Here is a 26,605-nt window from a genome sequence, read left to right as displayed (position 1 = left end):
TACCCCTCCCGGCGCCACGTCATGCGTGTGCACGATTGAGCCCGAAGGAAAGGAAAGGCGCGTGAAGGCAAAAGTCGGTGACTGGCTGGTGATCAAGGGCACCACCATCGATCAGCACGACCAGCGGGGTTTGATCACCGAAGTTCACTCAGCAGATGGGTCACCACCGTATGTGGTGCGGTGGCTGGCCAACGACCACGAGGCGACCGTTTTTCCAGGCCCGGACGCGGTCGTAGTCACCGCCGCGGAGCAAACGCGCGCCGACAAACGTGCGCAGGCCCGCTTCGGCGCCATACAGTCGGCCATCTCCCATAAGAGCAAGTAGACGCTTCAAGCGATGGCGGCCCGTTAGCAAAGGCAACTGCGAGTCCATTTATCGGCTTGCCAGACAAGGAGATTGGCGATGACCGGCAACGATGAGGGCACCAAGACCTGCTTCATCGACGTGCTGATTGAAGAGCGCGAAGAGAAGACCCGGGCAAAGGCTCGGCTGTCCTGGGAAGGCCAACGGTACGTCGGCGTTGGTTTGTCGCGGCTCGATCCGACCGACGAACCTGTCGCGCAGATCGGCGACGAACTCGCCATAGCCCGAGCCCTGGCCGATTTGGCGAATCAGCTGTTCGCCTTGACATCAGCCGACATTCAGGCCAACACTCACCAACCGATCACAGGTCTGCACCACTGAACCCGGGGATGGGCGACCCCGTTTGGGCGTGGTGACTTTCTGCTCTGCAACAACGATTTACGAAAGCGTAGCAACGAATTATGAGGCAGCGACCCGATTTGCCGGCCGTTCTCGACGTCGAGGTGGTCACGCATGGCCGGCTGGAGGATGCGGCGACGTACGCGCGGGCAAAGATCGGCGAGCTTGGTCCATATACCCACCAGCCGGTGCTGCATGCTGTCGTCAAACTGAGTGAGCACACCGATCCGGCTGTGGCCCGGCGAGTGATCGCGCAGGCGAACCTCGACGTCAACGGACGGCTGGTCCGCGCTCAGGTCGAAGCCGCGACCGCGCGGGAAGCGATCGATCTACTACAGGCCCGTCTGCTTCATCGGCTGGAACGCAGCGCCGAACACTGGGAGTCCAAGCGAGGTGGCTTTCCGCGGGGTAGTGGACGCGAATGGCGGCACGGATCCGAACCCCATGATCGGCCCAAATACTTTCCCCGGCCGGCGAATGAACGCCGAATCATGCGGCACAAGGCATACAGTCTGCCAACGTGCACCGTCGAGGAAGCTGCGTTCGAGATGGACCAGCTCGATTACGACTTCCACCTCTTCACGGAGGAAGGAACACACCAGGACAGCGTGCTGTATCGCGGTAAGCCCGGGGAATACCGCCTCGCCCAGGCCAATCCGGAACACGCGGACAAGCTGTCGCCATGCGAGTTGCCGGTGACCATCAGTCCGCAGCCCGCTCCGTCTCTCAGCGTCGAGCAGGCCATCGAGCGAATTGGATTGCTAGGCCTACCGTTCCTGTTTTTCGTCGATACCGCCCGAGGTCGTGGCAGCGTGCTGTATCACCGCTACGACGGGCATTTCGGACTCATCACGCCGGCATGCTGAACAGTCGCCACGCAGGCGAACCCCCGACCTGATTCCGCGGTGGTTGGTCCCGGTACCCCCGTCATCTGGGACCAACCACCGCTCTAACAAGACATCCGGGTTCTGCGTTGCGCCGCAGGTCTTTCGGGGCTCAGGCTGCCTGGCCGTCAAGGTAGTCGACAAACCAGTCCCGAGCCAGCCTCGATGCTTGCTCGAGCGTGCCCGGTTCTCCGAACAGATGGGTGGCGCCGGGGACCACGACCACCTTGCACCTGGCAGTCATCATCCGTTGCGCCTGCCGGTTGAGTTTGAGGACGGTCTCGTCACGTTCGCCCACAATCAACAGGGTGGGCGCCTTGACCGCAGGCAGCGCCATTCCCGCGAGATCAGGCCGGCCGCCGCGGCGCACCACGGCCGCCACCTTGACACCGGGGTGGGCGGCCGCGGCCAGGGCCGCACCGGCGCCGGTGCTGGCGCCAAAATAACCCACCGGCAATGACGCGGTGTCGGGTTGACCGGCCAGCCAGTCCGTGACGTTGACCAACCGGCGGGCGAGCAAGTCGATGTCGAACACGTTGGCGCGGTTGCGCTCCTCGTCGGGCATCAGCAAGTCGAAGAGGAGCGTGGCGAATCCGGCACCGTTGAGGACTTCGGCGACGAACCGATTGCGTGGGCTGTATCTGCTGCTTCCACTTCCGTGCGCGAATACGACAACGCCTTTCGGTTGTCGCGGAATGGTCAACTGGCCGGCCACCGAGACCGGCCCAGCGGTCACCCGGATTTCCTCGTCGCGTAGCAACGCATGGTCAGCCCCGGCCACCAAATGTAAATCGTTGTGGCGGGCGGCGTGAGACCGCTCGCCTCGACGAACCCGCATGCCTTCATCGTTGGTGTTCATGGCTATCCGCCCCCTGTTCAACCAATCATTGGCCTACGAGCCTGTCGACCGACACATAACGCAGCAGCGCCGCGATCCCATCCACCGGTGCGATGCCGTCACCGGCCCGAACCAATGCGGCGCGACCCGCGATTGCGGCGAACGGCAAAGCCTCGTCTGCCCGCGCTATCCGTTCGACCGGCTCACCGAGTTCGGACAGAGCGTCGGCGTCAGGGGCGATCGTGCTGAGCGCTTCGCCGCTGACCACCGTGATGTCATCCAAATCCCCGACGATCAGGGTGTCGACGTCGCCGTCGCGCAGTGCCTCGCACACGGCCGCGAGCCCCTCGGCCGCCAACCCCGATTGTCGTCCGATTTCGGTTTTGAATCGGTCCGCGCTGTCGGTCGCCTCACTGCGGCGCCGTCGTTCGAACTCCGCGGCGGTCAGTCGGCGAATCTCTTCGGAATCCACGCCGGTCTTGCGTGTCCCGGCATGCAGCTGCGACACCCGCTGTCCGACGCGCTCCGGCAATTCGGCGACCACGTCTGTGCGGGAACGTACTTCGCCGCTCAGGAACACCACGTCGGGATCCGCCTCGTCGACCAGGCGCGTCAGTTGATGGGCGATCGCACGCGAATTCATCCGGATCGCTTCATCGGTCGAGCGCTGGAAGTCGCCGTAGCCGTTCCAGCCGGCGGTGACCGGCTTGTGTACCGGGTAGCCGCCGCCCTCGATGCTCACGCAATCGCTGGTGCCGCCCCGATACAGGGCGATATCGGCACCCGTATGGTCGACGGCGGCGACCATATACGTCGGTTGTTGTGCCTCCAAGTCGATCAGGGGCACGACGTAGGGGTAGTCCGATACGCGAACCACCGCAACCGGAGGCGGGCTGATGAGCTGCTCGTTGATCAGTACCTGATCCTTCGTCGCGATCACGGCGCGGCCGCGCCGGCCCACCGCAGGGCGATGGGCGCGCACCGCCTCTTCGACCGTCGTGAGGAGTTGTGCACCGGCGCCCTGATTCTCGAGCTGCCTGCGCAGATCGCGCCATCTCGCCTCGAGCTGCTCCGTTGCGTCGGCGGTGTCGTGCGAGTCGTCGAAATATAGTGAGGCGAATGGGCCGGGCGTCGTTGTCAGCCTTCTGAAGCGTTCTGATCGCATGCCATCCCTCCACTGTTCGTCCGGACGTGTCCTCGTCGGTTTCGCATACCGTACAAAGGGCCGATGTGGCGCCGCGAGAGCCGTTAGCCTCCCGATAAGGGTCTTAAGTCCCGGCCGCTCCTCGCCGACTCATGATGCGGCGAGCGACTTTTCGGTGCCGGAGTCGTAAAGGGCCGACAGCCGGTCGGCGAATTTTTCGATGACCACCTTGCGGCGCAGCTTCATACTCGGCGTCAAATCGCCGTCTTCGATCGACAGTTCGCGGTCGGCGATCGTGAACTTCTTGATCTGTTCCCAGCGATTCAGTTCGGAGTTCAGCACGTCGAGGTATCCGGCGATCATCGCGCGGGTCTTCTCGTCGCAAGCGATCTCGGCGAAAGACTTGTCCGCGAGCCCGTTCTTGGCGGCCCACTCGGTAATCGCCTCGGCATCAAGGCCTATCAGGGCGACGCAGTACGGCTTACCCTCGCCATAGACGAGGAACTCGCTCACGTACGGACAGAGGCCCTTGAATCTCGCATCGATCGCCGACGGCGCCACGTACTTTCCCTGCGAGGTTTTGAACATGTCCTTCTTGCGGTCGGTGATTCGCAGGAAGCCGTCGGCGTCGATCTCGCCGACGTCGCCGGTGCGGAACCAACCATCCGGGTCCAGCGCCTCGGCGGTAGCGTCGGGCAGATCGTGGTAAGCGGTCATCAAACCTGGCCCCCTGAGCAAGATCTCACCGTCGTCGGCGATCTTGACCTCGGTGGCCGGGAACGGCCAGCCAACCGTTCCGAATCGGTAGGCGCCGGGGCGGTTGATGAACGACGCCGCGGCGGTCTCGGTCAGACCATAGCCCTCGAGCACGACGATGCCGATCGCGTCGAACCACTGCGCGACATCACGGTCGAGGGCTGCGGCAGCGGACACGAAGAATCGCAGCCGCCCGCCGAACCGCTGCCGGATCGTCGAGAACACCATCCGGTCCGCGACCTTGTAGGCCAGCGACGACGATAACGAGGGCTTCTTCCCCGCTTGCCGGGCAGCCGAGACCTTCAAACCCACCCCGATCGACCAGTCGAACATCTTCTTGCGGAACCGGCCCTGCTCGGCGACCAGCTCCTGGACGCGGGCGTGAGCCTTTTCGAAGATGCGTGGCGCGGCGCCCATGATGGTGGGGTGTAACGCCGCGAGATTGTCGACGATCCTTTCCACCCGGCCATCGATGGCGGTGGGGAACCCGATCTGAAGCGGCAGCGCCAGCATCACCTTGCCGAATGCATGCGCCAACGGCAGCCACAGAAAGTTGAGGTCGTCGGGGCCGAGGATGTTGAGTGCGTCGATGGCCGCCGCGGTATACGTCCACGCGCCGTGGGTCAGCCGCACGCCTTTGGGGCGCCCGGTGGTGCCGGAGGTGTAGATCAGGCTGGCGAGCTGATCCGGACCGACCGCCGCGACACGCTTCGTGACGGCATCGGGTGAATCGGCGAGCAATTGCTTTCCGAGCTGTTCGAGTTCGGCGAGGGTGATCACCCAGTCGCCGTCACCATTGCCGTCGATCATCACCACCTTGTGCACATCGGGCAGTTCGGCCCGGTGGGCGAGCAGTTTGTCGAGCTGAGTCTGGTTCTCGACGATCACCACCCTGCTTCCGGAATTGGCCAGAATGTAGGCGGTGTCGCGGTCGTTCGTCGTGGGGTACACCGTCGTGGTGGCGGCGCCGGCGCACATCACGCCGAAATCGATGAGCACCCACTCGTAGCGCGTCGCCGATACCAGGGCGACGCGATCCTCTGGTGCGATTCCCAACGAGATCAGGCCGCCGGCGATGTTGCAGACACGTTCGCCGACCTGCTGCCAATTCACGCTTTCCCAGCTGTGGTCCTGTGGGTATCGAAAGGCCTCGGCGTGCGGAGTGGCGGCGACCCGGTTGAGGAACATGTGAGCCACCGACGGTGCGCGAGTCTCGATCTTGGCGAAGTCGGGCCGCTCCGCCGGAAGGTGTAATGCTTTCATGGTGCTAATCCGTTGCTGCCGAGCCGAATACCGCTGGTGCGACTATCTGTTGTGAGCCTTTCGATCCTGCCGCTGCCCGCAGGTCGCGGGTAGAGGCAAAAGTCACGTCGAGACCGACAAACGTCCCGGGCGCCGCTCTTCCCTCGGTGTGCTTGCGCGGCAGGCAACCGGCGATACCTCGATTCATCACAAGTGACCAAGGCCCCGCTCCCGTGTGCCTTTACGCCCTTACGGCCGGCGCACAACGCACGCAGCATGGGACCGGCGTCCGCACGTTCACGAAGGGGGTTGAGCAGTGAAGTCGCTCATCATCTGCTCCTCGAAGTCGCACGGCAATACCCGCTTGGTCGCCGACCGGATGGCCGGGGCGCTGGGTGCCGAGGTCGTCGCACCCGAGGCAGTCGACCCCGCCACGCTGCGCCAGTACGACCTCATCGGCTTCGGGTCGGGCATCTATTACATGAACGTGGATACGAGGCTGCAGAAATTGATCCGCCACTTGCCGACCGTCGACCGTATCCGTGCGTTCACGTTCTACACCAGCGGCGCCCGTGAAGTTCCGCTGTTGGGCTACCATCGGCCGCTGCGGAAACGGCTCGAAGCCAAGGGTTTTGAGGTAATCGGCTCGTACTCGTGCCGGGGGTTCGACACGATTGGGCCATTCGGGTTGATCGGGGGCATCAACAGGGGACGGCCGGATGGCCGCGATCTTGAACGAGCCGAGGGGTTCGCGGCGCGTCTGCGCCGGCGGGTCGAGGCCTCCACCGCCGCTTCCTGACCGCCGGCTCGCGAATAGTGCGGTTTGCGCGTCCCGGGACGGATGCCCCGCCAAAGGCGGTGGGGCATCCGGTCATCGATGTTTTCGGGTGAAGCTCTACTTGCTGACCGCCTCGCCGGCGCTTCGTACCACGCTGCGGAAGAACTCGATCCGGGCGGTGATCAATTCCTCAGCCAACTGCAGCGCGGCGTCGACGACGGTTTTGCGCCGAGATTGATCGGGAATCTGGGCGCTGACCTGATCGACGAATTTGCGGACGGCCTCGATGGCCTGCTTACGGCCGGACTCGACCGATTCGAGTACCTCGTCGGACAGTTCCGCCCAACGGGGCGGCTCGGACTTCTGCGGTGTCTGTGCCTGTGTCATGACAACTCCTCATGCTGACTTCGTCGCGATCGGCCGTTCATCTCAGCGTTGAGACCGGCCTTATGGGACGCCCCGAGGCTACGACTGCCCGAACGTCGGCGCGAGTGACCAAAGTCCCTTCAAACCCGGTAATTGGTCCCAGGCGGTGCGGGCGGTTTAGGTTGCCGGTAAAGGACTTTCGTGACTTTGGTCGGGCCGTAATCCCCTAAGGTACTGCCCTGGGCCGCGCTAACCTGCCGTCATGGCCGACGAATCCGCCAGCCACGACCGTCAGCGACTGAGCTCCTCTGCCGCCGGCGGGTTAGGCGCAGCAATCAAGCCGTTCACGCACACCGGTCGATACCTCGCTCAGTCGTGGCGCGATTATCTCTATCAAGCGCCGAATCAACTCCCGATCGCACGGCCCACCCTCGCGCTGGCCGCACAGGCTTTTCGCGACGAAATCGTCCTGACCGGACTCAAGGCGCGCCGTCCGGTCAGTCGACCCGAGGTGTTCGAGCACATCACCCGCGAGGTCATCGCCGCGCTGGACTTCTACGGGGGTAAGGGATGGCTGGACAATCCCACAGAATTCTTTGGCGAGCCTCCGGTCCTTTCGGAACTGACTATTCGGCACGTCAGGGGATACCGACGTTCGTTTTACCGCCTCGCCTTTGACAGTGGCTACCTGCCGCATCCCGGCGAACCGGGCGCGCAGCGCTGGCAGACGTACACCGGGAACAACCGTGAGTACGCCCTGCTGCTGCGCCATCCGCAGCCGCGCCCCTGGCTGGTGTGTGTGCACGGTACCGAGATGGGCCGGGGCGCACTCGATCTCGCCATATTTCGCGCGTGGAAACTGCACGATGAGCTCAAACTGAACGTCGTCATGCCGGTGCTTCCGATGCACGGCCCCAGGGCGCGCGGGCTTCCCCAGGGCCGGGTCTTCCCGGGAGAAAATGTTCTCGACGACGTGCATGCGACGGCCCAGGCGGTGTGGGATATCCGGCGCCTGCTGTCCTGGATCCGGATGCAGGAGCCGGATTCGCCGATCGGATTGAACAGCCTGTCGCTGGGCGGCTATATCGCCGCGCTGGTTGCCAGCCTGGAGAGCGGCCTCACCTGCGCGATCCTGGGCGTCCCAGTGGCGGACCTGGTGACGGTGCTGGGCCGGCACTCCGGCCTGAGCCACGACGACCCACGTCGTCCCACGATGAAGTTGGCTGAACCAATCGGGCGGATGGTCTCGCCGCTTTCGCTCACGCCACTGGTGCCCATGCAGGGGCGTTTCATCTACGCGGGCATCGCTGACCAAGTGGTGCACCCACGCGAGCAGGTGATCCGCCTCTGGGAGCACTGGGGTAAACCGGAGATAGTCTGGTACCCCGGTGGACATACCGGATTCTTCCGATCGCAGCCGGTGCAGCGGTTCGTGCTGGCGGCGCTACGGCAGTCGGGGCTTCTGGACTCACCAGCGATGCGGCGCGACAAGTCCGCGTAGTGCCGAGCACACGGTGAATCCGCTGAATCCGTTGGACGCCGCGATGATGACCGCGGAGTTGGTGGCCAGTCCCATGCATGTCGGTGCCGTGCTGCTACTGTCACCGCCCGCGGACGCCGGGCCTGACTATGTCGATGAGCTCTATCGCGCGGCGCTTGCGACCCACGACTCGACCGATCCGAGGCTTCGCAGGTACCCGCATCGCGGCTTGGATACCGGTGGGATGTGGGTCTGGCATGATGCCGAGACCGTCGACCTGAGTCGACATTGCCTGCGCCGCAGTGTTTCTGGCGGTTACGACGAGTTCTGGCGGCTGATCGGCGAGCTCGATGCCCAGCGGCTTGACCGGTCGCGCCCGATGTGGATGTCGTATCTGATCGACGGCCTCGAAGACGGCAGATTCGCCTTTTACGTCAAGGTGCACCACACCATCATCGACGGCGTTGCCGGGGTTCAGATGATCGCCGATGCGCTGAGCACCGATCCGATGCTTCGGTCAATGCCACCTTTCCATGCGGACTGCGGTCATGGGTGCGCGCCGGCGCCGGCATCGACAGGGTTGTTGCGCCGTTTGGTCGCGCCGCTTCGGTTCCTGGCCGGTGCGGCGGCGTCGAGCACCGGCTTGGCCGAACGGGTCATTACCGGCGAGTTGTCCACCGTGGTCGGCGGTCTGGTCCGGCACACCACCGTGCTGCCGCTGGGGGCTCCGTATACCAGGTTCAACGGCCGTCTTGGGCCCGGGCGTGCGGTCAGTGCGGGCAGTTGGGCGAAGAGCCGTATCCAAGCGGTACAACGGGCTGCCGGGGTCACCGGCAACGACGTGGTCAACGCCGTGCTGGGTTCCGTTCTGCGCCGGTGGTTGAGTGATCGCAGCGAATTGCCCAAGCAGTCGCTGGCAGCGATCTGTCCGATCACCGTCCGCGATCGCACGCAATCCGCGACCGTAAATGAGAATTATGGCAACAGGTTTGGCTTCTGGATATGTCCGCTGGGCACCAATGTGGATGATCCGGTCGCGCGGTTGGCGCTGATCCATCGGTCCATGTCGGAAGGAAAGGACTGGGTGGCAAAACGCGGAGCGGCGGCATCCCTGCTGACCACGGCGGGAAGCATTGCCGCGACGGTCATCTCCCCGATGCTGCCGTTGGCGCCGAAGATCCGAACCGGATACAACCTGCCGATTTCGCATGTCCCCGGACCCCGCGACGAAATGTACTTCAACGGAGCTCATATCGACGAGATGTATCCGGTGTCAACCGTTTACGACGGTCAAACTCTCAACATCACGACGTGCTCCTACGCCGACCGGATCGGGATCGGGTTTGTTGCGGGCGCCGAGGTGGTGCGCGACATCGGCGCCCTGATTCCGCTCACGGAGCTGTCCTTGGTCGAACTGGAAGCCGCCGTCGGCGTGCAGGGCTGAACGGGATCGTCCGGGAACACCTGGGCGCACTGAGGAAGGGCCCTTCGGCGGCCGGACAGGGACTTTCGGCCGCTGAGGGAGTCGATGACGGGCTCTAGCGTTGGTGGTAACCGCGTGGTCACCGCGGACCAGCAAGAGCAAGTGGATCGAGGTGGTCGTCGTGAGTCAAGGCGCGACGGTTCTTATGGTTTTCCTGTCGGCCCTGGGGTTGTCCTTGTTGGCCGCCTCGATTCGGGTCGTGCAGCAATATCAACGCGGCGTGCATTTTCGGCTCGGCCGGGTCATCGCGGTCCGTGAGCCCGGGCTGCGATTCATCATCCCGATCATCGACCGTCTGCTGCGGGTGTCGATGCGCATCGTGACCATGCCGATCCAGTCGCAGGGGATCATCACCCGCGACAACGTCAGCGTTGACATCGCCGCGGTCGCCTACTTCCGGGTCATCGATGCCCGCAAGGCCGTCGTCGTCATCGAGAACGTGCACGCGGCCATCGACCAGATCGCCCAGACCACCCTGCGCAACGTCGTCGGGCAACATTCTCTCGACGAGGTCCTCGCCCAGACGGAGAAGATCAACGCCAGCATCCGCCAAATCCTCGACACGACAACGGTGGAGTGGGGCGTGGAGGTCACGTTGGTCGAACTCAAGGACATTCAGCTTCCGGACAGCATGAAACGCGCGATGGCTCGTGAGGCCGAGGCGGAACGGGAAAAGCGTGCCAAAATCATTGCCGCAGAGGGAGAGGCGCGTGCTGCGGCCGCCCTCGGCGATGCGTCGGACACCATGATGCAGCACCCGCTGGCCTTACAACTGCGAAACCTTCAGACACTGCTCGAACTCGGCGTGGAGAAGAACACCACCATCGTGTTCCCCGCCCCCTTGATGAGCGCGATCGGCGAACTCACCGGATTCTTGACGCGCGAGTCCGGCGCCTCGAAATCCGGGCAGCCCAATGGGTTACCCGACGAGAAGCTCGTCAACGCGGCCACGCTGCATTGAGCACCGCTGCCCAGCCCCGTCCCGTCCAAAAAGCGAAAACAGTGGGCTTTACAGGCAGGTGAGAGGCGCGGTCCAACGGACGTGGTTGCCGCCTTCGGGAGGTGAACTGACCCGGCAGGTGCCGCCGAGTTGTGCCGCGCGGCGGTGCATGTCCGTGCGGCCTTGCGGGTTGTCGGCCGGGATTTGTCCACCGTCGGCGGTGATATCGAGGGTGAACGAGTCGTCCACGGTAATCGCCACGGTCAGTTGGGACATACCGACGTCGCACGCAGTGTCGCCGATGGCCTGGGTAATGACCGCCGCGGCATGCTCGGCCAGCTCGCTGCCGACCGCGGACATCAACCCCGTCGTTTCCAGGGTGACAACGATGTCGAGGTCTTCAGTCAGGTCGGCGACCAGTTGTCGAATGCGGTGCGGAAAGAGATCGCCCGGGTCGGTACGAGGTTGCAGCTCGAAGATGGTCGCGCGGATGTCTTCGACGGTGCCCTGGAGGTTGTCGAGGGTCATGCTGAGGTGAGCGGTCATGTCCGGTGAGCGGGACCGGGCGATGGCGCTCTGCAGGTCCAACTCCGCGCCGAATAGCCGCCGGATGACGTGGTCATGCAGGTCGTGCGCAATGCGTTCGCGGTCGGCCAGAATGCTCAGCTCCCGTTCGCGGTCACGATTGGCGGCGAGCTGCAGCGCCATTGCGGCGTGGTCCGCGAAAGCGCTGACGGAGTCGAGGTAGCCGGGTTTGAAGGGGGGCGCTTCGGTGGCGCGGGCCACGGCGATCACCCCGATCACGGCATCGCCGGCGCGCAGCGGCACCGCGATCGCCGGGCGCTGCCCGACATCGGTGAAGGCCGGTATCGGGTGGCGGAAGTGTTCGGTGATCACCGCTTTGCCGGACCGGAAGACAGCGCCGGTGGTGGAGTCGTCCATCGGCACCGATTGGCCGGTCACCTCGTCGGCGTGCACTCCCGCGGCCATGGACACCACCAAGGAGTCGGCGTAGTCGTCCGGCTCACCGACCGGAACAAGAACGATGGCTTGCTCGGCGCCGGCGAGCTCCATCGTGCGCTCGGCGATCAACCGCAGGGCACCCGCGTGTGAATCGGAACCCGACAGCAGTGCCGCGGTGATCTCGCGAGTAGCCTCGACCCACGCCGCCGACGTGCGCAGCCGATCGAAGAGTTGCGCTTTGTCGATTGCCACCGCCGCGGCCGCGGGCATCGCGCGGGCGGTGATCTCGTCGGATCCGGTGAACCCTTTCTCGGGGCTATCGTCCGCGACGTAGAGGTTGCCGAACACGTCGTCACGCAACGCGATCGGCACACCGAGGAAGGCGCGCATGAGCGGATGGTGGGGCGGAAAGCCGACCGCAGCCGGGTGCTTGGTCAGATCGTCAAGACGCAGCACTTCCGCCGTCTCGAGCCCGATGCCGAGAACGCCCTTGCCTACCGGTAGATCGCCGATGTGTTGCGCCGTCTCTTGCTCCATGCCGGTGTACACGAAAGTGACCATTCGGCCGTCGCTGTCCCGGACGGCCAATGCGCCATAGCGGGATTGCGTCAATTCGGTTGCCGCGGTGACGATTCGATGCAGCGTCGCATCCAGGTCCGCATAAGAACCGATCTCGACGATGGCTTGCAGCAGTTGCTCCATGTGGTCGTGGGAAGCCACCAGCTCGTCGAGTTGCTGGTGCATGCGACCCACCAAATCCGGCCTGCCTAGCTGGGCAAAAGGCGCTCTACTGTGCTCCACGACTACGGATCGACACCTTCCACGACCCCCTTGGCCCCCGTTTATGCATATGTTCCGTACCAACCAAGGGCGGCAGCCCCGCACTGCGCCTCGCCTACGCCCGTCGATGCTACTCGGTTGGGAGCGTTGTGGTTTGGATCGAACTACTCTAAACGAAAACTTGCCGAGCGTTACGGATAGCTGTAACGTTTGGCGCATGCCGGCCAGGGAAATGCGGTGCTGTGTGTGCAGAACATCGTTCTATGGACGCGCCGATGCGTCGTACTGCTCGGGGGCCTGCCGGCAGAAGGCTTACCGGGCCCGCATGGCTCGGCAGTCCTCCGACGAAGCTCAAGTCGGTGACGCGCTCGAGCGCGCTCGGCAGCTGCGCAGGCGCGCCCGATTGGCCCGCAAACAGGCTCGCATCATCAACCGGAAGCTGGCCGCTCCGGAGGACCCGATCCGCTAGGGCGCCCGAAGGCGTCTCGCGGACGGTCGTCGGTCTTCAACAAGGTCAAACGGCCCTACGCGCCACCCTGTCGCTTCCCGTAGGTTCAGCGGTGGACGCCGGTTAATCCACGCTCGGGAATCCCGGCCCAGGTGTCCGGACAGCTCCAAATGCAGATGGGATGCGCGGTGGCGTTTTTCAAGCTCGTCGCGGCCGACTTCGACGGCACCCTGACATCGGACGGCAGCGTAGCCCCGGAAGCGATGATGGCGATCGACCAGGCGCGGCGCAACGGTCTGGCAATGGTGCTCGCCACCGGCCGCATTGGGGCCGAGCTGCAGGCCGAGTTCCCACGGATCACCGATCACTTCGATGCCTTGGTACTGGAGAACGGCGCGGTGATCGTGATCGGCGGTAAGGCATACGTGCTGGCACCCCCGGTGGATCGGGGTCTTGATGACGCGCTTGCCAAACGCGGGGTCCCGTGCCGGCGCGGAGAGGTGTTGGTGGCCGTGGATGTCAAGCACGCCGCGACCGTCGTCGATGCGATCGGTGAGCTCGGGATGGACTACCAGATCGTCAGAAACAGGGCCGCCCTGATGGTGCTGCCGGCCGGTATCACCAAGGGCACCGGCCTGTGCGCCCTGTTGGCGAAGTTGAACCTGTCCCCACACAACACCGTCGCGGTGGGCGACGCCGAGAACGACCTGTCGTTACTCGCTGTCGCCGAGATCGGCGCCGCAGTGCCCGATGCGGTCTCCTCACTTCGGCGGTTCGCCGATGTCGTACTGGACGAACCGGAAGGCGCCGGTGTCGCCGGGCTGCTCACCGGCCCGTATCTCGCTGGGGCGCAACGCTGGTGCCCGCCGCGCCACTGGGTCGACATCGGACAGTTCGATGACGGAAACCCGGCCAAGTTGCCGGGAAGTCAGGGCCGCATCCTGGTTACCGGGCCGGCCGCGTCGGGAAAGAGCTACCTCGTCGGACTGATGGCCGAGCGATGGATCCTGGCCGGCTACTGCGTGCTCGTCATCGACCCCGAGGGCGACCACCTGCAACTGCAGCAGCTCAACCAGGTGCAAGTCGTCGACTACGGTCACCACCTGCCGGAGCCGGCCGAGATCGTCAACTCGCTACGTCCGGACTCGAGCCTGGTGGTGGACCTGTCGGGTATGGGCGAGCCGGGCAAGACCGACTACGTGCACCGGCTGCGGTCGACAGCCGAGGCGCACCGGGAACAACGGGGATTCCCGCACTGGGTGATCTACGACGAGGCCCATCTCCTCGGCAACGGCGAGCAGGCGCACTGGGCACGCCGCGGCGGTTACGTGTTGTGCTCATTCCTCCCGGCGTCGTTGCCCGCCCATGAGGTCGACAGCAGCGACGTCGTGCTGAGGCTCACGAGCGCTGACGCCGTGACGGATCTCGCTTCCCGGCGACGGGCCACCATACGGATCGGCGCGGGCCCGCCGCGCGGGTTCGTGGTCGCGGACCGCCGCACCACACACGTACGGCACCGCCACAAATATGCCGATATCCGCCTCGCGCCTGAGCGCCGGTTCTACTTCCACAGCACGGACGGCGAATCCATCGCCGCGGCAGCGACGATGCACGACTTCTGCAAGGCGCTAAGGCATCTCGACCAGCAAGTGCTGGAATACCACCTGGAACGAGGCGACTTTTCGCACTGGCTGGAAGGCACCATCGCCGACAAAGACCTCGCGGCGCGGGTGGCGGCCTGGGAAGACGAGCTGGAAGCCCATCGCGCCGCCGATTTGGAACGCATACGCGACCAGCTCGTGGACGCGGTGGAAAAGCGTTACCTGCCTTCAGAGCGGCACGGCTGAGCCGCGCCAGGAGCCGCGACGGGCACGGCGGGTGGCTGGCCTAATGGACGGCCTTAACGGGCCTACGGGCCTGCCTCGGCGCCTTTGTCGGCTTGCGCCCGGACGTGCGGGTGACCAGGCGTGCCACCCCGAGTTCGATACCGCGCGCCAACTCGTCGGCGTCTGGAGTGGCGTCGTAGTCGGCGGTGATGCCGAACACCAGCTGATCGACGTAACTGAGCATGCTGATCACGGTGCGTAGCTGCACGGCTATCGGTGGTACCGGCAGCAGTTCCTCCACCGGGCGACCCACTATCTGCAGGCGCTGACGCGGACCCGGAACATTTGTCGCCAGCGTGACAATGCTTCGCTGCGGCAGCCGCGTGAGTAGCCGGATGGCCCAGGCGCTCATGACGAACGGTAGGTGATTGGTCAGTGCGACAAAGGCATTCGCGGCTTGCCGCTCGCCGCTGCTTTTCAGCCTGTCCAGCCGAGCGTGGACGGACCTCAACCGCTTCACCGCGTCCTGCTGCTCGACGGGCAGGGAAGAAAGCATCGCCGAGACGCGAATATCGGTGTGATTCAAGGCATCCGATGAGCGGACCGATATCGGGATCAAAGTGCGCAGTGAGTTACGCCGTGGTTTTTCGCCCCGACGCAACAGCATGGCACGAAAACTGTCTGCGATCGCCGCGAGCGCCACATCGTTGAGCGTGACGTCGAAGGCCTGGCATATGGTGTCGACGTCTTTGAGAGAAACCCGTGCCGCGCTGTACCGCCGCATGTTGGATACCGGGCCGTGCAGCGACGATCCGGCCGCCGGAGTCAGCAGGCCGGTGAGGAATTCCGCTGCGCCCCGGGCCGTCTGCGTCGCGGCACCGGTGGTGGCCAGCGATGCGCGCCATAGTCCACCGGCCCAGGTCAGCGGGTTGCGACTCAGCCCTGCCGACACAACCACCGACGAAGGTCGCTCTCTGGCTGCCCGGATGTCACTGGCGAAGGTGGTTCCCGAACCCGGATCGGCGAGGCTCGCCACCAGTTGCATGACGGCGATCCCGTCGGCGAGGCAGTGATGGATCTTTATCAGGATCGCCCAGCGCCCGTCCGGCAGGCCCTCGATGACCCAGCACTCCCATAGCGGATGGTCACGGTCCAGTCTGCGCTCCATGAGATCGGCTGTTAACCGAAACAGGGCGGCGTCATCGCCGGGGTGCGGCAACGCCACCCAACGGATGTGATGGGCGATGTCGAAGTTCGCGTCGTCTGCCCATTCCGGCGCCACCAATTCGAAGGGGCGTTTCAGCACCCGCTGCGTGAACCGGGGGACACCGCGAATCCGCTCGGCGAGCGTCGTGATGAGGCTCTGCTGTTCGGGTATCGGCCCATCGATGACGACCACGGTGCCAATTGCCAGGCTCAGGTGCCGGTCGGCATCTTCTGCCTCCAGGAAACTGGCCTGAAGAGTTGTAAGTTGTTCCATCGTCAATCATTTCCGATCACGTCGATTCGCATCACTATCGGCCCGCGGCGGGAGTGTCGATAGTGCCGTTGGTCCCAAAACGGTGCCGCCGGTGCCCCCGGTGTAAAGCCGGACGTTTCTGGTCATGGGCATGTGGCGGCGTGGCCGCAGGGCACATCGGCGTGACCGCGGGGACCATTGACCCTGGCGGCCAGGTGCCCGACCCGGCCAGACTGGCGCCATGAGCATCAGGGCAAAACGGACCGCTGAAACCGCGGCGCTGCTTGCGGTGTTGTACGGCGCACGACGGTATTACCGCAATTGGGGCACGACCAAGTCGGAGTCTCAGATGCGGTTGCCGGGGGACACCTTGGTAGCCGATCCCGCTATTCAGACGACCGAGGCGGTATACATTGACGCGCCCGTCGCCGCGGTGTGGCCCTGGCTGTTGCAGATGGGTCAGGATCGAGGCGGCTTCTACGGTTGTGAGGGGCTGAAGAATCTGGCCGGCCTCCGCCATCACGATGCCGACCGGCTCCACCCGGAATGGCAGCGGCTCGACAGGGGGGATCGGGTGCGACTGGCCCCCGAGGGCTGGATGGGGCTGCCGGAAGGCGTGACGGTGACCGTCGCCGAGATCGTGCCCGAAAAGTACCTGGTGCTAAATGCGACGCAGGAAGATCAGCGCTGGAATGCGGTGTGCTCGTTCCATGTACAGCCGCACTGGGAGGACCGCGTCCGGCTGCTCACCCGCACGAGAATCGGCTTGCGCCACCCGGGCGAGGTGTTCGTGATGGAACTGATCAGGCCGGCGATCGCCTTCGGCACGCGGGGTTTGTTGCTGGGCATCAAGCACCGGGCCGAGCGATTGGCTCGGGAAAACGCGGTGCGGCCGCAACCACTTGCCGGTTGACCCGGCGCCGTTCGCACCGTCCAATCGACATGCGACGTGCCCGGGCCGATGTTGCCCGGGCCCGTCTTCGAACCGGCTATTTGGTGGCTACCTGAACGTGCTTCTCGGCGGATGCGGGTTCGGAAACCTTGACCGAGACGGTCAGGATGCCTTTGTCGTAGGTGGCCCGGATGTCGTCCTCGTCGGCGCCCGCGGGCAGTGACACGGTACGCACGAACGAGCCGTACGAAAACTCCGACCGGCCGTCGAATTCCTTCTTTTCGCTCCGTTCGGCCTTGATGGTGAGCTGTCCATCCCGGACAGTGACGTCGACGTCCTTGTCGGGGTCGATGCCGGGAATCTCAGCGCGCACTTCGTACCGACCGTCGGCCATTTCGTCTTCCAACCGCATCAGCCGGGTATCGAATAGCGGGCGGATGCCGGCGAACGCCGGGAAAGCCGCGAAGAAGTCCGAAAACTCGGGAAGAAGCGAACGCGGCTTTTGGGTCGCAGGCAGGGTGGTCGTCATGTTGTTCTCCTGAGGTGTTTGTTCGGTCAATACGCCCCTTAGATCCGACCATGCCAGCCCCATGACGCGGTAGGGGCGGAAGTCCTCATTGGGTTACGCGTGATGAATGTCGGTCAATGACAGGAACACTCGAGTGATCACCCCTCAAGCGGCCAGGCGTTGCCGAGTGGCCTGCGAGTGTTCGGACCGCGACCGAAGTCCTGATGGCCGTAGCGGCACACCGAAATTGACGCCGATGATCCCTATTTTGGGGTGGCCAGGTGAGGAACCGCGGCGGATATGCAGGAGCCGTGCGGACGCGCTCGACATTGCGAATTCGCCAGAATCGACCAGGTCTATTGGCCGCCTACGGAAGGTCTAACGGCCCTAGCGTCGGCTACCGTTTCGCAATATTTTCGGCAATAGATGGGAATTCAAAAGCGTGTCCGAGTTCTGACGCGAAAACAGCACGTGGACAACCGTGTTCGGAGGTTATGAGGTGCATGACGCGATTCCGCTGGGGCGAATTGCCGGGTTCGAAGTCAAGGTCCACTGGAGCGTCATCGTAATCCTGTGGTTATTCACCTGGAGCCTGGCCAGCTCGTTGCCCGCTGCCGTCAAAGGATATTCGCGACCGATCTATTGGCTGGCCGGGTCCTGTGGTGCGCTGGTCCTGCTGGCCTCCCTCTTGGCGCACGAACTGGCGCACGCGGTGGTCGCCCGGCGGATGGGGGTGCGCGTGGGGGACGTGACGCTATGGCTGTTCGGCGGTGTGACCACACTGCACGGGGAGGCAAAGACGCCGAAGGCGGCCTTCCGGATCGCAGGCGCGGGCCCGGCGACCAGTCTCGCCCTCTCGGCCGCATTCGCCGCACTGGCCATGGTGCTTCCCGCCCTGGGCGCGGGAGCAATTGCGGTCAGCGTTACGTGGTGGCTTGCCGTCATCAACCTGGTGTTGGGCCTGTTCAATCTGCTGCCGGGCGCGCCACTGGATGGCGGTCGGCTGGTGCGCGCTTATTTGTGGCGCCGGTATGGCGACAGCGTGCGCGCCGCGGTCGGGGCGGCGCGTGCTGGACGAGTCGTCGCAATCGTCTTGATCGTGTTGGGATTGGCGGAGTTTTTGGTGGGCGGCCTTGTCGGTGGCGTCTGGTTGGCGTTCATCGGCTGGTTCATCTTCGCGGCCGCGCGCGAGGAAGAGCTGCAAGTGACCACCAGGCAGGCTCTCGCCGGGGTGCGCGTCGTCGACGCGATGACGGCCAACCCGCATTCCGCTCCCGGCTGGCTCACGGTGGAGGAATTCATCGAGCGCTATCTGCTCGGCGCCCCGCATTCGGCATACCCGGTCGCCGACCGCGACGGATCGATCGTGGGGTTGGTCACGCTGAAACAGTTGCGCGATGTCGCGCCCGGCCGCCGCGGCACGACGATCGTTCGCGACATCGCGCTGCCGATGGATCGTGTGCCGAGCGCGACGCCCCTCGAGCCGCTCAGCGCGCTCATCGAGCGGTTGTCAGCGGCCGGCCACTGTAGCCGTGCCCTGGTCGTCGAGGGCGGCAGGGTGGTGGGCATCGTCACGCCGAGCGACCTGGCTCGGCTGATTGACGTCTACCGGCTGGCCCACCCCGGTCCGGGTCACGAGGCACGTACCCCGCATACGGAAAACTACTCCAACGCAGGGTGATTCACGATCGGCCCGAGACCGAACACAGGCATTCGAAGATGGTCACAGAAGGTGCGGACGATGAAAGCGGTCATCGCGGGTATCGATGGTTCACAGGCGGCGATCACGGCTGCGCTCTGGGGTGTCGATGAGGCCATCAGCCGCGCGGTGCCCCTGCGTCTGATCTCGGTGATCAAGCCGACACATCAGTCGCCGGACGACTATGCGCGCGACCTCGCGCATTCCGAAAGGTCACTCAGCCAAGCGCAGAAGGCGATAACCGACTGCCGCAGGGGCGTAACCGTCGAAACGGAAATTCCTCGTGCGCCGGCGGCGGTCGCCCTGATAGAGGCGTCGAGCGACGCGGAGATGGTCTGCGTCGGCTCGGTGGGGATCGGGCGCTACGCTCGCTCGCTGCTGGGATCCACGGCGGCCGAAGTCGCCGAAGCGGCACACTGTCCGGTCGCGATACTGCGCACAGAATCCGATCGGCCACCGCCGGAGATCAATTGGATCGTGGTCCGGATGACCGACGCTCCCGACAATGAGGCCGTCGTCAAACACGCCGCCTGGGAGGCGAATCTGCGCAGGGCCCCCATGCTCGTCCTGGGAGGCCGACCGGAGGAACTCACCGAAAGTGCCGACGGTGAATTCGAACGTCGCGTAGAGGGATGGCGGCGGCGTCATCCGGAGGTGCGCGTCTATCCGATCACGACGAAGTTCGCGATCGCCAGCTTTCTGCGGACCAACGATGAGCGAGTCCAGCTCGCGGTGATCGGTGCCGCGGAGGCCGATCAGTTGGCGCGGCTCGTCGGCCCGGCTGGGCATCCGCTTTTCCGCCATCCGGAATGTTCGGTGCTCGTCGTCCGCGGCTAGCCTCGCGTCCTAGGCGGGCGATTCACGCGCCACGATCACCGGCACGCGCGCCATCTGGGTGACGGCCTCACCGACGGAACCTACCAGCAGGTCGGCAAAGCCGCCGCGGCCGCGGCTGCCGACCACAACCAGCTGGGCATCTTCGGACCGCTCGACCAGCTGGTGTGCCGGCCTGTCGCGCGCGACGATGCGGTCAACGCGCACATCAGGGTACCGTTCTTGCCAACCGGCCAAACGCTCGGCCAAAACCTCTTCGGCCATCGACTCCGTTGCGGGCCAATCGATTCCCGGCCAATCCGAGACATCGGTGTCGGTCCATGCGTGCAATGCGAGCAATCCGACATTCCTCCGCGAAGCTTCGTCGAAGGCGATCGCGGTCGCCAACTCGGAGGCGGATGACCCGTCGATACCGACCAGGACCGGTGCTTGGCTCAGATGCGATGTCGACGGGTCCTCGTCGTGGATGATCGCGACCGGACAGTGGGCGTAGCGGAGCAGCCCGGAACTCACCGAGCCCATCGGACGGCCGGTCCACCCTCCCGTTCCACTACACCCCGCGACCACCAACTCCGCGTCCTTGGATAAGTCAACCAACGTCGGAACAGCGGCAGAGGGCAACACTTCGGTGTGTACTTGGGGGGGACCGCCACGCCGCGAAGCCTTTTCGACGGCCTCGAACGCCTCGTCGACCAGCCGGCGCCCGCGATCTTGCTGCCAGCGCGCCAGGCCCGCGGGTAGCCGCACCTCCGGCCACGTGGCGATCTCCGGCGAGATCGCGTGCACGAGTGTCAGCGGAACCCTGCGCAGTTCGGCGTCGTAGGCCGCCCACCGCACCGCCACCTTGGCGGCCGGGGACTCGTCGACCCCGACGATGATTCCCAACGATTCGTTTCGCGATGACATGACCGGACCCCTAGTCGTAGCTGCATTATCTTGCTGGTGCCGAATCGGTTTGGCCACTCGTGCCTACTCGTGGAAGCCGTAGCCGCGACTGTCCTGGGCCGTTCCGGCGAGACGCTCGATCTCGTCGGCCGCATCGGTCAGCGCCGTAGCGAGTTCGCGGGCCGCCGCGGCGCCGAGCGCATCCACGCGGGTGTGCACCGCGATCCACCACCGCGTCGAACCGTCGGCCAGCTGTCGGCCGTAAATCTGGACACGAACGGGGCCGGCCCGGCGGGTGGTGCCCTCGACGTCGCGGAACCAGCTACCGTCGAGCTGCCAATCGAAAGTGCGCACCGCGCCGAACGGTGGTGCGACGTGGTCGAAGGGCGCGGTCGCCGTCACGTTCTGCGCTGCCCATTGCCGCGCCATCTCCAGCAGCGTCTGCGGTTCGTCACGTTCGAGCCGCTCAAGCTGGGCGATTTGTGCCGGGGTAAGCCGGTCGGCAACCTCGCGCCAGCTTCGTACGGTGTCGTCGGAAGTCGCCATGGTGGGTAGTCTGTTCGGCCGGGCCGTTATTGGCGAGAGTCGAAGGTCATGTCTTAGCGGAAAGCGGGGCGCTGGTTGGCAATTGACGGCCCCCCAGGGTGCATTCGCCCTGGAGGGCCATCAGTTCTTGATCTGGCTGTCCCGGCGCCCAGATCACGCGGCGCGCGGGATGTCTGGACTCGACGCTCTAGCCTGTGTCGACGGGGGAGCCGGCACCGGCTTCCAGCCGACATACGTCAGATAGAGCCCTACCAGGCCGAGGAAGACGGTGACGCTCACCCATAGGGCGGTCATCCGCATTGCGGCGTCCGCGGCTCCCATGAAGGCATGCGGGAAGGCCATCAGAAAAATTGCGCGCAGCGCGAAAACCCATCCCACGACGGACACGATGATCGCCGCCGCGCCCCGCCAGTACTGGTGAAGCCCGACGATGGCCAGGGCCACCAACAGCAGGAAACTGGCCGTCACCCAAGGCAACGCGGAATTGGCCTCGAAATCTGACAGCAGCCTTCGCATGTCCGATGCGCGTGCCACGGTTGTCACGGCGAAGATGACGAAGAACGGTCCGAGCACGCGGGCGAACATTCGGGTGCGCAGCTCGGGTTGTTCGGTGGTAGTACTCATTTGTCACACCTCCATTGGTGCGCCCGGCCTCCGTACGGTGGCAGGACGTTATGCGTGAGATTTCCATCTCATAGCGATATCTGAGCATTCGACCAAGCGCCGGGGGAGGGCCCGAAGTCCCACACCATCAGGACATTCGTCGCAAATCCGTTCGTCCGCAGGTTCCGCAATCGCGGGGTGACTTAGGCCTGTCACCCGGGGACGAATGACCCTCGCCGGTGCGCCGCGACGGTAATACGGTCGGAAATGATTGTTTGCGACCACCAGGAAAAGTGTTGACCCGTGTCTGATCAGGCGCCCGCCCCGCGACAACCTGCGGTGGTGCCGACCCGGATGAGCGAAGTCAGGACGCACAGAAGTCACACGAACGGTGTCGACGGCCAGGGTGCTTCGATCGTGGGTCTCGATCCGGAGGAGGCCGCCGATCGGTTGTTGCGGGATCTGCGCAGCACCCCGGAGGGCCTATCGACGCGCGAGGCGCAGCGACGGTTGCTGCAATACGGACCGAACACGCTGCGGCGCCAGCGGGGGCGGCGCTGGCCCGCCGAGTTGGCACGCCAATTCACCCATCCACTGGCCCTGTTGTTGTGGTTGGCAGCCGGGCTGTTGCTGATCGTCGGCTCGCATGTCGTCGCCACCGCGGTCGTGCTGATCATCGTGCTGAACGCGGCGTTCTCGTTCGCTCAGGAGTTGCAGGCCGAGCGGGCGGTCGAAGAACTGGCCAAGTATCTGCCGCAGCATGCCACGGTCGAACGTGACGGGGTGATCACCGAAGTCGATGCGACCCAGCTGGTCCCCGGTGACATCGTGGCGATCCGCGAGGGGGACCGCATCGCCGCTGACGTCCGGCTGCTGGATGGCGCTGTCGGCGTCGACATGTCGGCGCTGACCGGGGAATCGGCGCCGGTGCTGCGCTCCGCGGCCATGGCCGACGCGAACGTGCCGCTGCTGTCCGCGCATGAGTTGGTGTTCAGCGGCAGCAACTGCACCAGTGGCGAAGCGCGCGGGGTGGCCTTCGCGACCGGCATGGCGACCGAGATCGGCCGCATCGCGGCGCTTTCCGAGCGGGTCAAAACCGAACCCAGCCCGTTGGAGCATCAGGTTCGCCGCGCGGCCTGGCTGATAGCCGCGGTCTCGGTGATGCTGGCGCTGTCCTTCATCCCGATGGCGACCCTGGCCGCGCACCTGACCCTGATCAACGCGCTGGTGTTCGCGGCCGGCCTGCTGGCCGGGATGGTGCCGGAAGGCCTGCTGCCGGTGATCACGCTGGCGCTAGCGGTGGCGGTGCGGCACTTGGCAAGCCGCGGCGCGCTCGTCAAGCGCCTCTCGGCAGTGGAGACGCTGGGTTGTACCGACGTGATTTGTACCGACAAGACCGGCACTCTGACCGAGAACCGGATGATTCCCGTCGCCGCGTGGGTGCCCGGGCAACGAGTTGCGCTCGGCGACGAGACGTTTGCCGCACCTGGCGCCATCGGCCCGGCGGCTTTGCAGTCATTGGGCCGTGCCGCCGCCGCCTGCAACAACGCGCGGCTGAACGACGGGGACGATCCGACCGGAGACCCCACCGAGATCGCCATTCTGATGGCCGCCGACGCATTGGGCGCCGACCCGGACTGTCGAGAGACGCAGCGCCGCGGTCAATTTCACTTCGACCCCGAACTGAAGCTGATGTCCACCGTCGACCAGATATTCGATCAAACGCCCGTCGTCCATACCAAGGGTGCACCCGAAGCGGTGCTGGCGATCTGCAGTCACATCCTTGACACCGAAGGCCATCCGAAACCCTTGGACGCTGCGGGGCGCCGCGAAGTGGAGGCGGCCATCAACGCGTTCGCCGCCGACGGCCTGCGAGTGCTCGCCTTCGCGTCGCGCGCCCTGGGGGCCGACGGATCGCTACCGCGGCGCCGCAGCGATGCGGAACGGGACCTGTGCTTCACGGGCCTGATCGCGCTGCTGGATCCGCCACGCGCGGGCGTCGCCGAATCTGTCGCTCAATGCCGGACGGCGGGGATCCGCATCATTGTGATCACCGGGGACCACCCGCTCACGGCCAGAGCCATCGCGGAACGGGTCGGCATCACCGGTGATCACCCCACCGTCGTGACCGGCGATCAATTCGAGCGACTCAGCGAGCCGCAACTCGCCGCGCTGATCGAGAGCAACCCGGAGGTGATCTTCGCCCGCGCGTCGCCGGAAGCCAAATTGCACATTGCCGAGGCGCTGCGTGGTGAAGGGCACGTGGTCGCGATGACCGGCGACGGTGTCAACGACGCACCGGCGTTGCGCTGTGCGGACATCGGCGTCGCGATGGGCAAATCCGGCACCGACGTCGCCCGTGAAGCCGCAACGATGGTGCTCGTCGACGACAATTTCAGCACCATCGTCACCGCGGTGCACGCGGGCCGGCGGATTTACGACAACGTGCGAAAGTTCATCGTCTACATCTTCGCCCACGCCACCCCGGAGACGGTGCCGTTCCTGGTGTTTGCGATCGGGGGCGGCTCGATACCACTGCCGCTCACGATCATGCAGATTTTGGCCTTCGATGTGGGCAGCGAAACGCTGCCGGCCCTGTCACTGAGCCGGGAACCCGCCGAACCGGGCATCATGGCGCGCCCGCCGCGCCCGCGCAAGGAGGGCGTGATTCGCGCCCCGATGTTGGCCCGGGCCTGGTTGTTCCTCGGCGCCATCGTCGCCGCCCTGCAAATGGCCGGGTTCTTCTATGTGCTGCTGAAAGCCGGCTGGCACCCGGGCGCACCCGTGGAAGGCAATGCCCCGCTGCATCACGCTTATCAGCAAGCGACGACGATGACGTTCCTGGGCATGATGGCAGGGCAGGTCGGTACCGCCTTTGCCGTGCGAACCCAACGGGCCTCGCTGCGGTCGGTGGGCGTCTTCACCAACCGGTACCTACTGGCCGGCATCGCGGCCGAAATCTTGTTGGCCGTCGTTTTCGTCTACGCACCGCCGATGCAAGCCCTGCTGGGAACCGCGCCGCTGCCGGCTTCGGATCTGCTTCTGCTGCCGGCATTTCCGGTGATCGTCTGGGGAGCCGACGAAATCATGCGGTACCTGCTCAGGAAGCGGGCGGCATGAAAATCGGCCAGCGCAGCAGTCGCGCCGGCGCTAGACCGGGCCCCGAGCGGTTCCTGGTGAGAGGGGATGTGCGGGCCGCCCGCGCCATCGGCACCCTGTTGTTGCTGTCCTCGTTGAGTTGCCTCGCGGTGCTGCTGATGCGCGAACATTCCGGCGCCGAACGGCTCGCTCCGGGCCGATTCGGCTGGTCTCTGGCGTTGCTCGCCGCAGTGGCCTTCATCGCGCGCGGCATTTATCTCGGCCGGCCGGTGACGACCGGGCACGCGGTCGCCGCGGCAACGGTGGTGTGTGCGGGATTGGGTGCACACTTTCTGTCGTCCGGCCTCCTGGGCAACATCCTCGTCGGTGCCAGCGGGTTGACCCTGATGTTGCCCACCCCGGCGCGGCCGCAGCCCGAGTTGCTGGGACCGGTATGGGCGCTGGTCAATGCGACACGGGGGGATCCACTGGCGCCCTTCGCGATGCATTCGAGCAAAAGCTATTACTTCAGCGTCGACAAGACCGCGGCGATCGCCTATCGGGTCCGGCTCGGGTTCGCCGTGGTGAGCGGCGACCCGATCGGTGATGCCACCCAATTCAGCGGATTGGCACCGGATTTCGCGCGAATGTGTCGTTCCCGGGGCTGGCGGATCATCGTGTTGGCGTGCAGCCAGCAACATGTTGGGCTGTGGCGCGACGAGACGATCGGTCGCCCGAGGCTGGCGGTGCCGATCGGGCGCGATGTCGTCGTCGACGTCCGTCACTTCGCCCTCAGCGGCCGCAGCCATCGCAACTTACGCCAGGCGGTACAGCGCACCCACAACTGCGGGTTGACGACCGACATCGTCGGCGAGCAGGAACTCGATGGTCCACTGCTTGCCGAGCTCACCGAGGTGCTGTATGCCGCGCGCCGAGCCGGGCGCACGGATCGCGGATTCTGCATGAACCTCGACGGGGTACTACAGGGCCGCCTGCCCGGTATCAAGCTGGCCGTCGCCCGCGACCGGCACGGGCGCGTCGTCGCCTTCCACCGATACGCCACCGCCGGCGCGGGGTCAGAAGTCAGCCTCGACGTGCCCTTCCGGTGCCCGACCGCTCCCAACGGCGTCGACGAGCGGCTGTCGTTCGACATGATCAGAGCATCGAAAGAGGATGGCGCAGAACGACTGTCGCTCGCGTTCGCGGCCTTTCCGGAGATCTTCGATGCCGCCCACCCAACCAGGTGGCAGCGCCTGGCATACGAGCTGATTCATCTGCTGGATCCGCTGATCCGGCTCGAGTCCCTTTATCGCTACCTGCACAAGTTCCACTCCCTGGCCGAGCGACGCTACGTGGTGTTGTGTGCCCACCACATACCGCTTGCGCTTGCGGTGCTTCTGTCGCTGGAGTTCGTGCCGCGCCCGCTTCGCCCGCAGCGGACTCAGCGCAGTACCAGATAGCGCGACTCCC

23 protein-coding genes and 1 pseudogene are annotated in these 26,605 nt (G+C 65.1%); 14 read left to right on the top strand and 10 right to left on the bottom strand.

The genetic code is table 11. From position 1 onward, the window contains the following. Positions 1-61 precede the first annotated feature (61 nt). From A5688_RS01135 to A5688_RS01125, 3 genes are all read left to right on the top strand, one after another. Positions 62-325, top strand: a complete 264-nt coding sequence (locus A5688_RS01135; protein WP_067831474.1) for a DUF1918 domain-containing protein — start codon at positions 62-64, stop codon at positions 323-325. Positions 326-403: 78 nt separating this feature from the next. Next, positions 404-685 (top strand): DUF1876 domain-containing protein, encoded by a 282-nt coding sequence (locus A5688_RS01130; protein ID WP_067831476.1) that lies wholly within the window; start codon positions 404-406, stop codon positions 683-685. Between the two features lie 80 nt (positions 686-765). Further along, positions 766-1,569 carry an HPF/RaiA family ribosome-associated protein gene (locus tag A5688_RS01125; protein ID WP_067831478.1) on the top strand — a complete coding sequence of 268 codons (804 nt, stop codon included), beginning with the start codon at positions 766-768 and terminating at the stop codon, positions 1,567-1,569. A 130-nt stretch (positions 1,570-1,699) separates the two neighbouring features. Here the strand turns inward: A5688_RS01125 and A5688_RS01120 are convergent. The 3 genes and pseudogenes from A5688_RS01120 to A5688_RS01110 all read right to left on the bottom strand — a co-directional run. Further along, positions 1,700-2,344 (bottom strand): annotated as a pseudogene (locus A5688_RS01120) (dienelactone hydrolase family protein); the annotation flags it as partial. 127 nt (positions 2,345-2,471) lie between these two features. Next, a complete protein-coding gene (locus A5688_RS01115; RefSeq protein WP_067914663.1) occupies positions 2,472-3,590 on the bottom strand; it encodes a hypothetical protein in 1,119 nt (372 codons plus the stop codon). Between the two features lie 129 nt (positions 3,591-3,719). Further along, positions 3,720-5,588 carry an AMP-dependent synthetase/ligase gene (locus tag A5688_RS01110; RefSeq protein WP_067831482.1) on the bottom strand — a complete coding sequence of 623 codons (1,869 nt, stop codon included), beginning with the start codon at positions 5,586-5,588 and terminating at the stop codon, positions 3,720-3,722. A gap of 295 nt (positions 5,589-5,883) precedes the next feature. Between A5688_RS01110 and A5688_RS01105 the strand changes: the two genes are divergently transcribed. After that, the gene (locus A5688_RS01105) at positions 5,884-6,366 is read left to right on the top strand and encodes a flavodoxin family protein (protein ID WP_067831484.1); all 483 of its coding nucleotides are present in this window, start codon (positions 5,884-5,886) and stop codon (positions 6,364-6,366) included. Between the two features lie 96 nt (positions 6,367-6,462). Here A5688_RS01105 and A5688_RS01100 read toward each other — a convergent pair whose 3' ends face one another. Next, entirely contained in the window at positions 6,463-6,732 is a 270-nt protein-coding gene (locus A5688_RS01100) for a hypothetical protein (protein ID WP_067831486.1), read from the bottom strand. A gap of 241 nt (positions 6,733-6,973) precedes the next feature. Here A5688_RS01100 and A5688_RS01095 point away from each other — a divergent pair, with 241 nt between their 5' ends. From A5688_RS01095 to A5688_RS01085, 3 genes are all read left to right on the top strand, one after another. Beyond that, positions 6,974-8,212 (top strand): alpha/beta hydrolase family protein, encoded by a 1,239-nt coding sequence (locus tag A5688_RS01095; RefSeq protein ID WP_067831488.1) that lies wholly within the window; start codon positions 6,974-6,976, stop codon positions 8,210-8,212. 13 nt (positions 8,213-8,225) lie between these two features. After that, positions 8,226-9,635: a wax ester/triacylglycerol synthase family O-acyltransferase gene (locus A5688_RS01090; protein ID WP_067831490.1), complete on the top strand. Its 1,410-nt coding sequence runs from the start codon at positions 8,226-8,228 to the stop codon at positions 9,633-9,635. A 184-nt stretch (positions 9,636-9,819) separates the two neighbouring features. Continuing rightward, entirely contained in the window at positions 9,820-10,635 is an 816-nt protein-coding gene (locus A5688_RS01085; RefSeq protein WP_067831700.1) for a slipin family protein, read from the top strand. A 48-nt stretch (positions 10,636-10,683) separates the two neighbouring features. Here A5688_RS01085 and A5688_RS01080 read toward each other — a convergent pair whose 3' ends face one another. Continuing rightward, positions 10,684-12,321: a GAF domain-containing sensor histidine kinase gene (locus tag A5688_RS01080; protein ID WP_068268023.1), complete on the bottom strand. Its 1,638-nt coding sequence runs from the start codon at positions 12,319-12,321 to the stop codon at positions 10,684-10,686. Between the two features lie 361 nt (positions 12,322-12,682). On the opposite strand from A5688_RS01080, the gene A5688_RS27615 reads away from it, so the two are divergent. Together A5688_RS27615 and A5688_RS01075 are read left to right on the top strand one after the other, a co-directional pair. Then, positions 12,683-12,826, top strand: a complete 144-nt coding sequence (locus A5688_RS27615; protein ID WP_165606899.1) for a hypothetical protein — start codon at positions 12,683-12,685, stop codon at positions 12,824-12,826. A gap of 131 nt (positions 12,827-12,957) precedes the next feature. After that, complete coding sequence (locus A5688_RS01075; protein ID WP_242660407.1) at positions 12,958-14,652, top strand: HAD hydrolase family protein; 1,695 nt, start codon at positions 12,958-12,960, stop codon at positions 14,650-14,652. Between the two features lie 40 nt (positions 14,653-14,692). Here A5688_RS01075 and A5688_RS01070 read toward each other — a convergent pair whose 3' ends face one another. Continuing rightward, positions 14,693-16,111, bottom strand: a complete 1,419-nt coding sequence (locus A5688_RS01070; RefSeq protein WP_067831494.1) for a WS/DGAT/MGAT family O-acyltransferase — start codon at positions 16,109-16,111, stop codon at positions 14,693-14,695. Positions 16,112-16,331: 220 nt separating this feature from the next. On the opposite strand from A5688_RS01070, the gene A5688_RS01065 reads away from it, so the two are divergent. Beyond that, entirely contained in the window at positions 16,332-17,003 is a 672-nt protein-coding gene (locus A5688_RS01065) for a hypothetical protein (RefSeq protein ID WP_067831496.1), read from the top strand. A gap of 76 nt (positions 17,004-17,079) precedes the next feature. Here A5688_RS01065 and A5688_RS01060 read toward each other — a convergent pair whose 3' ends face one another. Next, complete coding sequence (locus tag A5688_RS01060) at positions 17,080-17,511, bottom strand: Hsp20/alpha crystallin family protein (protein ID WP_067831498.1); 432 nt, start codon at positions 17,509-17,511, stop codon at positions 17,080-17,082. A 478-nt stretch (positions 17,512-17,989) separates the two neighbouring features. On the opposite strand from A5688_RS01060, the gene A5688_RS01055 reads away from it, so the two are divergent. Further along, positions 17,990-19,171 (top strand): site-2 protease family protein, encoded by a 1,182-nt coding sequence (locus A5688_RS01055; RefSeq protein ID WP_067831703.1) that lies wholly within the window; start codon positions 17,990-17,992, stop codon positions 19,169-19,171. A gap of 60 nt (positions 19,172-19,231) precedes the next feature. Continuing rightward, positions 19,232-20,026, top strand: a complete 795-nt coding sequence (locus A5688_RS01050; RefSeq protein ID WP_067831500.1) for a universal stress protein — start codon at positions 19,232-19,234, stop codon at positions 20,024-20,026. 9 nt (positions 20,027-20,035) lie between these two features. Here A5688_RS01050 and A5688_RS01045 read toward each other — a convergent pair whose 3' ends face one another. The 3 genes from A5688_RS01045 to A5688_RS01035 all read right to left on the bottom strand — a co-directional run bounded on the left by A5688_RS01045 (position 20,036) and on the right by A5688_RS01035 (position 22,039). Then, positions 20,036-20,929, bottom strand: a complete 894-nt coding sequence (locus A5688_RS01045; RefSeq protein WP_067831502.1) for a universal stress protein — start codon at positions 20,927-20,929, stop codon at positions 20,036-20,038. Positions 20,930-20,992: 63 nt separating this feature from the next. Beyond that, complete coding sequence (locus A5688_RS01040; RefSeq protein ID WP_067914659.1) at positions 20,993-21,454, bottom strand: hypothetical protein; 462 nt, start codon at positions 21,452-21,454, stop codon at positions 20,993-20,995. Positions 21,455-21,607: 153 nt separating this feature from the next. Further along, positions 21,608-22,039 (bottom strand): hypothetical protein, encoded by a 432-nt coding sequence (locus tag A5688_RS01035; RefSeq protein WP_082951125.1) that lies wholly within the window; start codon positions 22,037-22,039, stop codon positions 21,608-21,610. A gap of 435 nt (positions 22,040-22,474) precedes the next feature. Here A5688_RS01035 and A5688_RS01030 point away from each other — a divergent pair, with 435 nt between their 5' ends. Next, the gene (locus A5688_RS01030; RefSeq protein WP_242660406.1) at positions 22,475-25,177 is read left to right on the top strand and encodes a cation-translocating P-type ATPase; all 2,703 of its coding nucleotides are present in this window, start codon (positions 22,475-22,477) and stop codon (positions 25,175-25,177) included. Next, positions 25,174-26,595 carry a bifunctional lysylphosphatidylglycerol flippase/synthetase MprF gene (locus A5688_RS01025; RefSeq protein WP_067914656.1) on the top strand — a complete coding sequence of 474 codons (1,422 nt, stop codon included), beginning with the start codon at positions 25,174-25,176 and terminating at the stop codon, positions 26,593-26,595. The genes A5688_RS01030 and A5688_RS01025 overlap by 4 nt, the downstream gene beginning before the upstream one ends. Positions 26,596-26,605: the final 10 nt, after the last annotated feature.

Source organism: Mycobacterium mantenii (assembly GCF_001667865.1).
Lineage (GTDB): Bacteria > Actinomycetota > Actinomycetes > Mycobacteriales > Mycobacteriaceae > Mycobacterium > Mycobacterium mantenii_A.
This window is presented reverse-complemented; position numbering and strand designations above follow the sequence as displayed.

Coding starts and splice junctions, on each gene's coding strand:
- A5688_RS27615 (WP_165606899.1), top strand. CDS start 12,683: ATGGCTCGGCAGTCCTCCGACGAAGCTCAAGTCGGTGACGCGCTCGAG.
- A5688_RS01100 (WP_067831486.1), bottom strand. CDS start 6,732: ATGACACAGGCACAGACACCGCAGAAGTCCGAGCCGCCCCGTTGGGCG.
- A5688_RS01070 (WP_067831494.1), bottom strand. CDS start 16,111: ATGGAACAACTTACAACTCTTCAGGCCAGTTTCCTGGAGGCAGAAGAT.
- A5688_RS01025 (WP_067914656.1), top strand. CDS start 25,174: ATGAAAATCGGCCAGCGCAGCAGTCGCGCCGGCGCTAGACCGGGCCCC.
- A5688_RS01130 (WP_067831476.1), top strand. CDS start 404: ATGACCGGCAACGATGAGGGCACCAAGACCTGCTTCATCGACGTGCTG.
- A5688_RS01095 (WP_067831488.1), top strand. CDS start 6,974: ATGGCCGACGAATCCGCCAGCCACGACCGTCAGCGACTGAGCTCCTCT.
- A5688_RS01125 (WP_067831478.1), top strand. CDS start 766: ATGAGGCAGCGACCCGATTTGCCGGCCGTTCTCGACGTCGAGGTGGTC.
- A5688_RS01050 (WP_067831500.1), top strand. CDS start 19,232: ATGAAAGCGGTCATCGCGGGTATCGATGGTTCACAGGCGGCGATCACG.
- A5688_RS01110 (WP_067831482.1), bottom strand. CDS start 5,588: ATGAAAGCATTACACCTTCCGGCGGAGCGGCCCGACTTCGCCAAGATC.
- A5688_RS01060 (WP_067831498.1), bottom strand. CDS start 17,511: ATGACGACCACCCTGCCTGCGACCCAAAAGCCGCGTTCGCTTCTTCCC.
- A5688_RS01045 (WP_067831502.1), bottom strand. CDS start 20,929: ATGTCATCGCGAAACGAATCGTTGGGAATCATCGTCGGGGTCGACGAG.
- A5688_RS01115 (WP_067914663.1), bottom strand. CDS start 3,590: ATGCGATCAGAACGCTTCAGAAGGCTGACAACGACGCCCGGCCCATTC.
- A5688_RS01035 (WP_082951125.1), bottom strand. CDS start 22,039: ATGTTCGCCCGCGTGCTCGGACCGTTCTTCGTCATCTTCGCCGTGACA.
- A5688_RS01065 (WP_067831496.1), top strand. CDS start 16,332: ATGAGCATCAGGGCAAAACGGACCGCTGAAACCGCGGCGCTGCTTGCG.
- A5688_RS01080 (WP_068268023.1), bottom strand. CDS start 12,321: ATGCACCAGCAACTCGACGAGCTGGTGGCTTCCCACGACCACATGGAG.
- A5688_RS01040 (WP_067914659.1), bottom strand. CDS start 21,454: ATGGCGACTTCCGACGACACCGTACGAAGCTGGCGCGAGGTTGCCGAC.
- A5688_RS01085 (WP_067831700.1), top strand. CDS start 9,820: ATGGTTTTCCTGTCGGCCCTGGGGTTGTCCTTGTTGGCCGCCTCGATT.